The sequence below is a fragment of the Myceligenerans xiligouense genome (genome assembly GCF_003814695.1).
GTDB classification, from domain to species: Bacteria; Actinomycetota; Actinomycetes; order Actinomycetales; family Cellulomonadaceae; genus Myceligenerans; species Myceligenerans xiligouense.
Genome location: NZ_RKQZ01000001.1, coordinates 3,491,170 through 3,503,456, shown reverse-complemented (window position 1 = coordinate 3,503,456; position 12,287 = coordinate 3,491,170). Strand labels below are relative to the sequence as shown.

Here is a 12,287-nt window from a genome sequence, read left to right as displayed (position 1 = left end):
CCCCCATGACCAAGCAGGCGATCCGTACCGACGCCGCGCCCGCCCCGGCGCACGTGTTCCACCAGGGTGTGCGGAAGGGTCCGTTCGTGCAGGTGAGCGGGCAGGGGCCGGTGGACCCGGCGACGGGCGAGTACGTGCACGCGGGCGACGTCGCCGCGCAGACCACGCGCACGCTGGAGAACGTGGCCGCGATCGTCGAGGCGTCGGGCGCGACGTTCGAGGACGTCGTCATGCTCCGCGTGTACCTGACCTCGCGGGACGACTTCGCCGCGATGAACGAGGCGTACGGCGCGTTCGTGACGCGCCACTGCCCGTCCGGTGTGCTGCCGAGCCGCACCACCGTGATGGTGGGCCTGCCGCGTGCGGAGATGCTGGTGGAGATCGACGCCCTGGCGATCACGGACTGACCCGGCGGGGGCCCGCCGGCCCGGCCGCCGGCCCGCCCGCCGTCCCGGCCGCCGGCCCGGCCGCCGGCCCGCCCGCCCGGCCGCCGTCCCCGCAGGCGGACCCCGCGCATCAAGTTTCGGTTGCGGTGACCGGGAAGGGCTGGACTTCGCCTGCCCGAGGAGGTTCAGTAGGGGACCTAACTTATCGTCGGCGCACGGGGGAGCCGACGTCACGCCGGTGAGCAGCACCGGCTCGTCGGAAAGGTCCCCGCATGAAGAAGAGCCTCTGTGCCATCGTTGCCGCCGCGGCCGTGGCGGTGTCGGCCCTGGCGGGCTGTTCACCCGGGAGCCCCGGGGGCGGGGCGAGCACGCCGGGCCGGGAGCCCACCACGGTGCGCGTGTGGCTGGCCGGCCAGGACACGCCGCAGGCGGCGATCGACCACCTGACCGAGACCTTCGCCCGCGAGCATCCGGACGTGGAGCTGCTCGTGGAGCGCCAGTCGTGGAGCGGGCTCGTCGAGGTGCTGACCGAACGCCTGAGCGGCGGTTCGCACCGGGTGGTGCCGGACGTCGTCGAGATGGGCAACACCCAGTCGGCCGCGCTCGACGCCGGCGGCCTCCTCGCGCCCATCACGCCGGAGCAGTACGAGGAGCTGGGCGGCGACGACCTGCTGCCCGGCTTCGTGGAGGCCGGCACCTACGACGGAGTGCGCTACGCGCTGCCGTACTACGCCGGTTCGCGGGTGATCTTCTACTCCGAGCGGCTCCTCGGGGGGCGCCCCGCACCGCGCACCCTCGACGAGCTGGTGGACACGGCCGTCAGCATGCGGACCGAGACGTTCTCGGGCATGTGGATGCCCGGCCGCGACTGGTACAGCGCGCTGCCGTTCATCTGGGAGAACGGCGGGTACGTGGCGGAACGGCGCGACGACGGCACGTGGGACGCGGGCTTCTCCTCGCCCGGCGGGATCGAGGGCATGAAGCAGGTGCAGCGGCTCATGATGTCGGCCTCCAACGCCCCGGCCGGGGACGACGGCACGCACCTGGTCCAGCCGTTCTGCGCGGGAGCCGCGGGATTCGTCTCGGCGCCGACCTGGCTGCGATGGGAGATCCAGGCGCCGGAGGAGCCCGAGGGCGGCGGGGCGCCGGGCTGTGCCTCGACCTACGGCCAGGACCTGAGGGCGATCCCGCTCCCGGGAAGTGAACCGGGTGAGGTCGCCCCCGTGTTCGCGGGCGGGTCGAACATCGCGATGGCCGAGGGCTCCGCGAACCCCGAGCTCGCGTACGAGGTCATGCGGATCATGCTCGGGGACGAGTACCAGACGATCCTCGCCGAGAACGGCCTGATCCCGGGGCGCCGGTCGCTGTCGGGCGCGGTGGACCAGTCCGACCCGATCGCCGCGGCGGGCGTCGCCGCCGCGCAGCGGGCACGCCTCACTCCCGCCACGCCGAAGTGGGGCGACATCGAGGATCACGGGATCATCCCGGCCGCCTTCGCCCGGCTCGCCGCGGGCGCCGACCCCGTGCGGGTCGCGCAGGATCTCGATGCCCAGATCGAGTCGATGCTCAACTGGCGCGTCGGGTGAGATCAGGTAACGGTCAGGTAACGGCACCATCTGGTCGTGGACACCGCGCTGTTAATCAGGTGTACTAACAAACATGGCGACGACGACACGCAGCAGCGGCAGAGTGGGGGCACGCCTCCGCGCCACCTCCAAGGTGCTCCCCGAGCACGCCCGGGCTCACAACCGCTCGCTCGTGCTGCAGCACCTGTTCCACGAGGGCCCGACGTCGCGTGCCGACCTCGCGCGCGCCACCTCCCTCACCCGGGTCACCATCTCCGACCTCGTGTCGGTCCTCATCGCCGAGGGACTCGTCGAGGAGCTCGGCACCCGCCCGGGCCAGCGCGTCGGGAAGCCCGCGATCCTGGTGGGCCTGCGGGGCGACGCGTTCCAGATCGTCTCGCTCGACCTGACGGACGCCGCCCAGATGCGCGGCGCCGTGATCAGCCTGACCGGCCAGGTGGTGGAGCGCCGCACCCTCGACGTCGACGGCCGCACCGGCGAGGAGCTCACCGACCTGGTGGCCCGCTTCGCGCGGCTGCTCGTCGCGGAGGCCACCTGCCCGGTGCTCGGCATCGGCGTCGGGTCACCCGGTGTGATCGACGACCAGGGCCGCGTCATCGAGGCCCCGAACCGCGGCTGGTACGACGTGCCGCTCGCCGAGATCCTCACCGACCGCATCGGCCTGCCCGTCCAGGTCGCGAACGACGCCAACACGGCGGCGCTCGGCGAGTTCACCTACGGCGGCGCGGCCTCGGGCATGCTGCTGCTGCTCGTCGGGCTCGGCGTCGGCGCCGGGATCGTCGTCGACGGCATCCGGGTGCACGGCCTGCGCTTCGCCGCCGGCGAGCTCGGGCACACGACCGCCGTCGACGACGGCGAGCTGTGCGCCTGCGGCCGCCGCGGCTGCCTCGAAACCGTCCTGTCCACCCGCGCGCTCCGCAGCGCCGTCGAGGGCAAGGACCCCACAACTGCTGACGCCGACCTCGCGGACGTCGGAAGGGTGCTCGGAACGACCCTGGCACCCGTCGTCAGCGCGCTGAACCTCGCCGAGGTGCTCCTGAGCGGTCCCGCGGACCTGCTCGACGGACCTCTGCGGGAAGCAGCGCACGAGACGCTCCAGCAGCGGACGATGCCGGCGGTCAGCGCCGGCCTCCAGCTCCGGATGTCGTCTCTCGGCCAGGACGTGGTGCTCCTCGGCGCCGCCGTCCTGGTCCTGTCCGCTCAGCTGGGGGTGTCGTGAGCACACGGGAGTGGTCACGGGAGGGCGCGGCAACGCACCGCACCGACATCACAGGCAAGACCGAGAGGAATGACTTCGTGAGAAAGAACCGTCTCGTCGCCATCACGGCGGCGGCATCCATGACCATGGCACTGGGCGCGTGCGCGTCGGGCGCCGAAGCCGGCGACGGCGACGGCGGCCCGAGCACCGGTGAGGTCCGCGTCTGGCTGGTCGGCAGCGACACGCCCGACGAGGCCCGCGACCATCTCAAGGAGACCTTCGAGGAGCAGAACGAGGGCTCCACACTCGTCATCGAGGAACAGTCCTGGGACGGACTGACCGACAAGTACACGACCGCGCTCGCGGGCTCGGACGCCCCAGACGTCGTCGAGGTCGGTAACACGCAGGCGTCCGCGTTCACGTCGTCGGGCTACTTCAGCGAGATCACCGCCGAGGAGTTCGAGGAGCTGGGCGGCAGCGACCTGCTGCCCGGGTTCGTCGAGGCCGGTGACTGGGAGGGCGCGCACTACGCGCTCCCGTACTACGCCGGCTCGCGCGCGGTGTTCTACAGCCCGCAGCTGGTCGACGCCGAGCCGCCGGCCACGCTCGACGAGTACGTGGACACGGCGAAGGACCTCTACGAGGAGGGCAAGTTCTCCGGCGTCTGGTGGCCGGGCCAGGACTGGTACAACGCCCTGCCCTTCATCTGGGAGAACGGCGGCTACATCGCCGAGCAGGCCGACGACGGTACCTGGGAGGCCGGCTTCTCCAGCGAGGGCGGCATCGCCGGCCTCACCCAGATCCAGGACCTGATGCTCAACGCGTCCAACGCTCCGGCGGACGGGCAGGAGACGGATCTTCAGGTGCCGTTCTGCGAGGGCAAGATCGGCTACCTGTCGGCACCGACGTGGATCCAGTGGTCCATCAACGCCCCCGAGGAGCCCGAGACCGAGGACGGCGTGCCGGGATGTGCCTCCACGTACGGTGGCGACCTCGAGGCGTTCGCCCTGCCGGGCAAGGACGGCGGCGCCGCCCAGGTGTTCGCCGGCGGCTCGAACATCGCCATCGCGCAGAAGTCCGAGCAGCGCGACCTCGCGTTCGACGCGCTCTCGATCATGCTGAGCGACGAGTACCAGTCGATCATCGCCGGGATCGGCCTGATCCCCGCCAAGGTCTCCCTGGCCGGCGAGGTGCCGCAGGACACCTCGATCGGCGCGGCGGGCGTCGAGGCGGCCGCCACCGCGAAGCTCACGCCGGCCACGCCGAAGTGGGCCGACGTCGAGGCGCAGACCGTGCTGCAGACCCAGTTCACGCGCCTGGCCAACGGTGAGGACGTGGAGCAGGTCGCCGCGGACATCGACGCCGAGATCGAGTCCATCCTCAACGGCTGACCCAGCAGCCCGACCTCTCGCGGTCCCCCGTCCGGCACCCCCGGATCCCGGGCGGGGGACCGTCACACTGCCCCCACTTGCTTGCCATCCCGTTCGTGATCGGAAGGCCATGAGCTCCCTCGCCACCGAAGCCGCGGCGCCACCCGCGCCGGCGCCCACGCCGCCGCGTCCCCGTCGCCGGCGCTTCCCCACCGTCCCCTGGCTCCTGCTGTCCGCGTCGATCCTGATCCTCGGCGTCCTGACCGGCTACCCGGTCGTGCGGATGCTGATCATGTCCTTCCAGGAGTACGAGCGCGCCCAGGTCATGGGCATGCCGGCCGACTGGGTGGGACTCGACAACTACGTCGCCGTCCTGACCGACAGCGGCTTCTGGGCCGTCCTGGGACGCAGCATCGTCTTCATGGTCGTCGCCGTGACGCTGACCATGGTGCTCGGCACGCTCATCGCCCTGCTCATGATGCGGCTCGGGAAGAAGATGCGGCTCCTGGTCGCCGTCGGCCTGCTGCTCGCCTGGTCGATGCCGCCCCTGAGCTCGACGACGATCTGGGGCTGGATCTTCGACACGGAGTACGGGCTCGTGAACAACCTGCTCACGCGCGTCACGGGAGACCGCTGGTTCGGTCACTCCTGGCTGCTCGACCCGCTCGGCTTCTTCACGATCCTGACCTTCATCATCGTCTGGGGCGCCATCCCGTTCGTCGCGTTCACGATGTACGCGGGACTGTCCCAGATCCCGGGCGAGGTCCTCGAGGCCGCCCAGCTCGACGGCGCCGGCGCCTTCGCACGCTTCCGGCTCGTCATGCTGCCGTACGTGCGCACCATCGTCACGGTGCTGATCGTGCTGTCGATGATCTGGGACCTCAAGGTCTTCCCCCAGGTCTACGCCCTGCAGGACATCGGCGGTGACCGCGAGAAGACCAACACCATCGGCGTGTACATCTACCAGATGGGCATGGGACAGGGGCACTTCGGGACGGCCAGCGCCATCGCGTTCGTCTTCGTCGCGATCATGCTCCTGCTGTCGGTCTACTACGTGCGCCGCACCATCAAGGAGGAGGAGCTGTGAACCGGGCGAGAACGGCCGACCTGGAGCCGGCGGCTCCACCGCGAAGGCCTGAAGCGGTCCCCACGGCCGGCACGAAGATCCGGAGGTCACCCGCCAGGCGGGTGAAGGAGGCCGGGTGGGGGCTCGTCGCGATCCTCGTCTTCGCGGTGTTCGTGTTCCCCGTCTACTGGATGCTGAACACGTCCTTCCTGCCGAACAACAGGATCCGCGGCGAGGAGATCTCCTTCTTCCCCACGCCGGACGTCTTCACGCTGGACAACTACCGCTCGGCGATGTTCAGCGAGGAGCGCGCGCCGTTCGGGCCGGCCGTCCTGAACTCGATCAGCGCCACGTTCATCACCCTTGTCGTGTGCCTGGTCATCGGCTTCGTCGCCTCGATCGCCCTGACCCGCTTCACGTTCAAGGGACGGCGCACCTTCATCATCCTGATCCTCGTGATCCAGATGATCCCCGGTGAGGCGATGATCATCTCCCTCTACCGGATCATCGACGGCTGGGCGCTGATCAACACGATCATCGGCCTCTCGCTGGTGTACGTGGCGGGCGTGCTGCCCTTCACCATCTGGACACTGCGGGGCTTCGTCGCCGGTGTGCCGAAGGAACTGGAGGAAGCGGCGATGGTCGACGGCTGCTCACCCGCCGGAGCCTTCTGGCGTGTCACGTTCCCGCTGCTCGCGCCCGGACTCGTCGCCACGGGAATCTTCGCGTTCATCAACGCGTGGAACGACTTCGTGCTGGCGCTGGTCATCATGCAGCGCCCCGACACGATGACCCTGACCCTCTGGCTGCGGACCTTCCTCATGGTCACGCAGGCCACCAACTGGGGCGCGGTCATGGCGGCCGCGGTTCTCGTGGCGATCCCGGCCGTGATCTTCTTCCTCATCGTCCAGGGCCGGATGTCCGGTGGCCTGGTCGCCGGCGCGGTGAAAGGCTGATGACGAACACGAGTACCAACCGGTCCGGGTCGGCGGCGCACACCGTCGGCCTGGACATCGGCGGCACCAAGATCCTCGGCGCGCTGCTGGACGCCGACGGCGCCCTCGTCGCCACCACCCGCCTGACCACTGAGCTCGGACCCGACGGCGTCGTGCGGTCCGCCGCCCGGGCCGTGCGCGACGTCGTGGACGCCGCCGGTCTCCGCCTGGCCGCCGTGGACGGCGTCGGGCTGGGGATTCCCGGCATCGTCGACGCGCGGGCCGGCACCGTGAAGCACGCGGTCAACCTCGGTGTGAGCGACGAGCTGCCGCTCGCCGAACGGCTGTCGGGCGCGCTCGGCGGCATCCCCGTCGTCGTCGAGAACGACCTCAACGTCGCCGCCGTCGGCGCCGCGCACGTGCTGGAGCGCGAGGGCGCGCCGGTGCCCGACGACGGGCCGGGTGCCGCCCCGGCGCCCGGCGTGCCCGCCCCCGCGCACCACGAGGACCTCGCCTTTCTCGCCCTCGGGACGGGCGTCGCGTCCGGTCTCGTCATGGACGGCCGGCTGCGTCGCGGCGTGACCGGCGCCGCCGGGGAGATCGGGCACGTGCCCGTCGACCCGGCGGGACCTGAGTGCTCGTGCGGGCAGCGCGGCTGCATCGAGACCTTCGTCTCCGGCACCGCGCTGGCCACGGCCTGGCCGTCACGCCACGGCAAGCCGTCACCCGCGGAACTCTTCGAGGCGGCGGAGGCGGGGGACGCCGCGGCGATCGTCGTGCGGAAGCGCTTCGCGGACGCCGTCGCGTCGGCCGTGCGCCTGCTCGTGCTGACGGTCGACGTGCGCTACGTGGTGCTCGGCGGCGGCGTGGCGCAACTCGGGCGGCCGCTGCTCGACGTCGTGCGCGACTCCTTGCGGGAACAGGCAGAGGTGTCGCCGTTCCTCGCGTCGCTCGGCCTGCCCGCACGTGTCACGCTGGCACCGTCGGACGTCCCTGTCGCCGCCGTCGGCGCGGCCGTGCTGGGCCGACGGGACGAGCAGGCCGGAGAGGGCTCGCCGGAACGCCAGGTGCCGCGCGGGGTACCGGCGGCGCCGACGACGTCGGAGGAGCGCGCGGGAACGGACACGGCGCTCGCGGGCGCGGAGACGGAAGGGACCCTGACATGGAGGTCGTGATCGCACCGGCGGACGAGCTCGCGCGGCTGGCCGCCGACTCGATCGAGGCGCTGCTGACCCGGCGGCCCCGGACCGTGCTGGGGCTGGCCACCGGGTCGAGCCCGCTGAAGGTGTACGACGAACTGGCCCGACGGCACAAGGACGGGCTGTCCTTCGCGCATGCCCGCGCCTTCATGCTGGACGAGTACGTCGGCCTGCCCGCCGAGCATCCGGAGCGGTACCGGAACGTCATCGAGCGGGAGATCGCGTCCCGGGTCGACCTCGCGCCCGGCGCCGTGCAAGGCCCGGACGGCAACGCCGAGGACCTGGACCGCGCGTGCGCGGACTACGAGGCCGCCATCGCGGCGACCGGCGGGGTGGACCTGCAGATCCTCGGCATCGGCACCGACGGGCACATCGCCTTCAACGAGCCGGGTTCCTCCCTGGCGTCGCGCACGCGCATCAAGACGCTGACGCGCCAGACCCGTGAGGACAACGCGCGGTTCTTCGGCGGCGCCGTCGACGACGTGCCGCGCCACTGCCTCACCCAGGGGCTGGCGACGATCATGTCGGCGAAGCACCTGGTGCTCCTCGCGACCGGCCGGGCGAAGGCGGAGGCGGTGCATCAGCTCGTGGAAGGCCCGATCTCGGCCATGTGGCCGGCGACGATCATGCAGATGCATCCGCATGCCAGCGTCCTGGTCGACGACGCCGCGGCGAGCCGCCTCCAGCTCGCCGACTACTACCGCCAGACCTACGCGGAGAAGCCTGCCTGGCAGTCCCTCTAGCCGCAGGGGAGCGGCAGGTCAGTCCGACAGGGCCAGCGGTGTGGTCGGCAGTGCGGGGTCGCCGGCCGAGAGGCGGCGGGCGCCACGGGGGAGTTCGGCCCGCGCGTTCGCGTGGGTGCGAACCGCGTTCTCCACGCCGTACGCGCCCACCCAGCGGGAGTCCACCGCGCCCTCCACCACGAGCGGAGCGTGCAGCAGGCGGACGTCCCGGTTGTCCGGAGTCCAGGCGGTGACCAGCTCGTCCGGTCCGGTGACCAGGAGTTCCTCGGTCGCCCGGCCGTCCGGCCCGTACCGCCGGCCGGCTGCCTTGCGCCCTCCGCGTGACGTCTTGCCCGGCGACGTCTTCTCCACCGGTTCCAGCCGTCCCGCCGAGTTCTCCCGCGCGACCAGCTTGTAGACCATCCCGCAGGTCGGCGCACCCGAGCCGGTCACCAGGCGGGTCCCGACGCCGTAGACGTCCACCGGCACGGCCGCGAGGCCCGCGATCGAGTACTCGTCCAGGTCGGACGTCACCACGATCTTCGTGTCGTGCGCGCCCAGCTCGTCGAGCCGCGCGCGCACCTCGATCGCGAGTCCGCCGAGGTCGCCCGAGTCGAGCCGCACGGCACCGAGCCCGGTGCCCGCCACCTCGACGGCACGGTCCACGCCGCGCATCACGTCGTAGGTGTCGACGAGCAGGGTGGTTCCCGGACCGAAGGCCTGGACCTGCGAGCGGAACGCGGAGATCTCGTCGTCGTGCAGGAGCGTGAACGCGTGGGCCGCCGTCCCGATGGTGTCCAGGCCGTAGCGCATCCCGGCCTCGAGGTTCGACGTACCCGCGAACCCGGCGATGACGGCGGCACGGGAGGCCGCGATGGCGGCCTGCTCGTGGGCGCGCCGGGAGCCCATCTCCAGCACGGGCCGGTCCACGGCGGCGCTGGTCATGCGGGACGCGGCCGAGGCGATCGCCGAGTCGTAGTTGAGGATCGACAGGACCAGCGTCTCGAGCAGGATCGCCTCCGCGAACGTGCCCTCGACCTGGAGCACGGGCGAGCCGGGGAAGAACATCTCGCCCTCGGCGTATCCCTGGATGGTGCCGTTGAAGCGGTACCCGGCGAGGTAGTCCAGGGTCCGTGCGTCCACGACGCCCTCGCGTTCGAGGTAGGCCAGCTCGTCGTCGCCGAACCGGAAGTGCGGTAGCGCTTCCAGGACCCGGCCCGTGCCGGCGAGCACGCCGTACCGGCGGCCGGCGGGAAGCCGGCGCGTGAACACCTCGAACACGCAGTGCCGGTGCGCACTGCCGTCGGCGAGTGCCGCCTGGAGCATCGTCAGCTCGTAGCGGTCGGTGAGCAGCGCGACCGACGGCCGCGCCGCGGGGCGGGGTGCGGCGGGCAGGTCCGCGGGAAGGTCTCTCGGCAGGCCCTGGCCCGGTTCGGGCGCCGACGGCGGTGCCGGCTCGACAAGGTGCAGGGCAGGCCAGTCTGTGAGCGGGGCGCCAGTGCCCCGGGGCTCGCTGGTCATGCGGTCCACGGTATGGCAGCCGGGCGGCCCGGGCAGGCTGAAAGCGCCGACTTTACGCACTCGTCTCACGATCTGACCGTGTCGGAAACATCACGTGGAGGCCCTCATCACAAGCCTGACCTCTACCATCGCCGTCACCGGGCGCCGACGAACCAGCGCCGCACCTTCGCCACCCGCTCCTCGAGCTGTGCCGCCGTGGCGAGGGGCACCTCGGGACCACCGCATTCGCGCCGCAGCCGGGTGTGGACGACGCCGTGCGGCTCGCCGGACCGCTTGGCCCACGCCCCCACGAGTTTCGACAGTTCCTTGCGCAGCTCGCCCGCGCGGCGGTGCTCGTGCTCGGCCCGCTCGGCCGCCTGCTCCCGCTCGGTGAGTCCTTGCGCTGCCTGCGCCGCCCGGGCGCCCCGAGCCTTGACCTGGTCCGCCTGCCGCTGCCGCAGCAGCGTGGTGACCTGGTCGGGCTCCAGCAGACCGGGCAGCCCCAGGAAGTCGAGCTCCTCGGCGGAGCCGACGTCCGCACCCGTGCCGAACTCGCCGCCGTCGAACAGGACGCGGTCGAACGACGCCTGGGCGTCCAGGGCCTCGAAGGTGCCCTGCGTCAGGTCGCCCGACGCCTTCTCCTCACGGTTCGCCTCGGCGAGCAGCGCGGCCTCGGGGTCGTACTCGATCCCCTGCTCCTCGGCGGTGCTGGGCCGGTCCAGCGCGTGGTCGCGCTCCAGCTCGAGCCCGCCGGCGAGCTCCAGGAGCGGTGCGACGGACGGCAGGAAGACCGACGCCGTCTCGCCGCGGGTCCGGGCCCGCACGAAGCGGCCGACGGCCTGGGCGAAGAACAGCGGGGTCGAGGTCGACGTCGCGTAGACGCCGACGGCGAGCCGGGGCACGTCCACGCCCTCGGACACCATGCGAACGGCGACCATCCAGCGGTCGTCCGACGAGGTGAACTCCTCGATCCGTCCGGAGGCCCCGGCGTCGTCGGACAGCACCACCGTGGGCCGCTGCCCCGTGATCTCGGTCAGGTGCTTCGCGTACGCGCGGGCGGAGTTCTGGTCGGTGGCGATGACGAGGCCGCCGGCGTCCGGGACGGTGCGGCGCACCTCCGTGAGGCGCTTGTCCGCGGCGCGCAGCACCGACGGGACCCACTCGCCCTCCGGGTCGAGCGCGGTGCGCCAGGCCTGGGCGGTCATGTCCTTGGTCATGGCCTCGCCGAGCCGGGCCGACACCTCGTCGCCGGCCCGGGTGCGCCACCGCATGTCACCGGAGTAGGTGAGGAACAGCACGGGCCGCACGACGTGGTCGCGCAGGGCATCGCCGTACCCGTACGTGTAGTCCGCCCTGGACCGGCGGATGCCGTCGCGGTCCTCCTCGTACACGACGAACGGGATGGGCGACGTGTCGCTGCGGAACGGCGTGCCGGTCAGCGCGAGCCTGCGGGTGGCGTCCTCGAACGCCTCCCGGACGGCGTCGCCCCAGCTCAGCGCGTCCCCGCCGTGGTGCACCTCGTCGAGGACCACCAGGGTGCGGGCAGCGTCGGTGCGCGCGCGGTGCAGTGCCGGGTTGGCCGCGACCTGGGCGTACGTGAGCGCGACGCCGTCGTAGTGCGCACCGTGCCGGCCCTGGGCGTTCGTGAAGCTGGGGTCGATGCTGATGCCGACCCGCGCGGCGGCGTCGGCCCACTGGTGCTTGAGGTGCTCGGTCGGCGCGACGACGGTGACCCGGCGCACCACCCCGGCCTCGAGGAGCTCGGTGGCGATGCGCAGGGCGAAGGTCGTCTTGCCGGCGCCGGGCGTGGCGACCGCCAGGAAGTCACGGGGCGACCGCTCGCGGTAGAGCTCCAGCGCCTCGGCCTGCCAGGCGCGCAGGTTCGACGCCGTGCCCCACGGGGCACGGCGCGGAAAGGCGGGGCTCAGGTGCGAGGCGGCCGCAGACGACGGGGTACGCGGAAGCTGCGGCGTGTTCGTCACGTGCCGGAACCGCCCCCGGCCGGACCGTCGCTGCCGCCCTTGCCGGGGCCGCCCTCGCCGTCCTGCGGTTCGCGCAGCCCTTCGTAGATCTCCTTGCACACCGGGCACACCGGGAACTTGCTGGGATCGCGGCCCGGTACCCACACCTTGCCGCACAGCGCGATCACGGGCCGGCCGGACAGGGCCGACTTCATGATCTTGTCCTTGCGCACGTAGTGGGCGAAGCGCTCGTGGTCCCCCGGCTGCGCCTCCTCACGGGTCTCCTCGCGCTCGAGGACGCTCGTGGAACCGCTGGTGCGGGGATCGTCGGGCGGGCTGTCGAGGGGGTCGCTCATGGTCCGGA

At 72.0% G+C, this 12,287-nt stretch carries 11 protein-coding genes; 8 read left to right on the top strand and 3 right to left on the bottom strand.

The window, feature by feature from the left end:
* Positions 1 to 5: 5 nt before the first annotated feature.
* The 8 genes from EDD34_RS15280 (at position 6) to nagB (ending at position 8,483) form a co-directional block, all read left to right on the top strand.
* Positions 6 to 407 carry a RidA family protein gene (locus EDD34_RS15280; RefSeq protein WP_123815331.1) on the top strand — a complete coding sequence of 134 codons (402 nt, stop codon included), beginning with the start codon at positions 6 to 8 and terminating at the stop codon, positions 405 to 407.
* A gap of 251 nt (positions 408 to 658) precedes the next feature.
* Positions 659 to 1,972 (top strand): extracellular solute-binding protein, encoded by a 1,314-nt coding sequence (locus EDD34_RS15275; RefSeq protein WP_123815330.1) that lies wholly within the window; start codon positions 659 to 661, stop codon positions 1,970 to 1,972.
* 73 nt (positions 1,973 to 2,045) lie between these two features.
* Positions 2,046 to 3,191: an ROK family transcriptional regulator gene (locus EDD34_RS15270; protein ID WP_123815329.1), complete on the top strand. Its 1,146-nt coding sequence runs from the start codon at positions 2,046 to 2,048 to the stop codon at positions 3,189 to 3,191.
* A gap of 77 nt (positions 3,192 to 3,268) precedes the next feature.
* A complete protein-coding gene (locus EDD34_RS15265) occupies positions 3,269 to 4,561 on the top strand; it encodes an extracellular solute-binding protein (protein WP_211341606.1) in 1,293 nt (430 codons plus the stop codon).
* A 109-nt stretch (positions 4,562 to 4,670) separates the two neighbouring features.
* Positions 4,671 to 5,627 carry a carbohydrate ABC transporter permease gene (locus EDD34_RS15260; RefSeq protein ID WP_123815328.1) on the top strand — a complete coding sequence of 319 codons (957 nt, stop codon included), beginning with the start codon at positions 4,671 to 4,673 and terminating at the stop codon, positions 5,625 to 5,627.
* Positions 5,624 to 6,562: a carbohydrate ABC transporter permease gene (locus tag EDD34_RS15255; protein ID WP_342774842.1), complete on the top strand. Its 939-nt coding sequence runs from the start codon at positions 5,624 to 5,626 to the stop codon at positions 6,560 to 6,562. Before EDD34_RS15260 ends, EDD34_RS15255 begins: the two co-directional genes overlap by 4 nt.
* Positions 6,562 to 7,716 (top strand): ROK family protein, encoded by a 1,155-nt coding sequence (locus EDD34_RS15250; RefSeq protein ID WP_123815327.1) that lies wholly within the window; start codon positions 6,562 to 6,564, stop codon positions 7,714 to 7,716. Before EDD34_RS15255 ends, EDD34_RS15250 begins: the two co-directional genes overlap by 1 nt.
* On the top strand, positions 7,704 to 8,483 hold the full coding sequence (gene nagB / locus EDD34_RS15245) for a glucosamine-6-phosphate deaminase (protein ID WP_123815326.1): 780 nt from the start codon (positions 7,704 to 7,706) through the stop codon (positions 8,481 to 8,483). Before EDD34_RS15250 ends, nagB begins: the two co-directional genes overlap by 13 nt.
* An 18-nt stretch (positions 8,484 to 8,501) precedes the next feature.
* On the opposite strand, the gene EDD34_RS15240 is transcribed toward nagB, so the two are convergent.
* The 3 genes from EDD34_RS15240 to EDD34_RS15230 all read right to left on the bottom strand — a co-directional run bounded on the left by EDD34_RS15240 (position 8,502) and on the right by EDD34_RS15230 (position 12,279).
* Positions 8,502 to 9,983: a nicotinate phosphoribosyltransferase gene (locus EDD34_RS15240; protein WP_123815325.1), complete on the bottom strand. Its 1,482-nt coding sequence runs from the start codon at positions 9,981 to 9,983 to the stop codon at positions 8,502 to 8,504.
* A 134-nt stretch (positions 9,984 to 10,117) separates the two neighbouring features.
* Positions 10,118 to 11,944 carry a DEAD/DEAH box helicase gene (locus EDD34_RS15235; RefSeq protein WP_123815324.1) on the bottom strand — a complete coding sequence of 609 codons (1,827 nt, stop codon included), beginning with the start codon at positions 11,942 to 11,944 and terminating at the stop codon, positions 10,118 to 10,120.
* On the bottom strand, positions 11,941 to 12,279 hold the full coding sequence (locus EDD34_RS15230) for a DUF3039 domain-containing protein (RefSeq protein ID WP_123815323.1): 339 nt from the start codon (positions 12,277 to 12,279) through the stop codon (positions 11,941 to 11,943). Before EDD34_RS15230 ends, EDD34_RS15235 begins: the two co-directional genes overlap by 4 nt.
* Between the last annotated feature and the right edge of the window lie 8 nt (positions 12,280 to 12,287).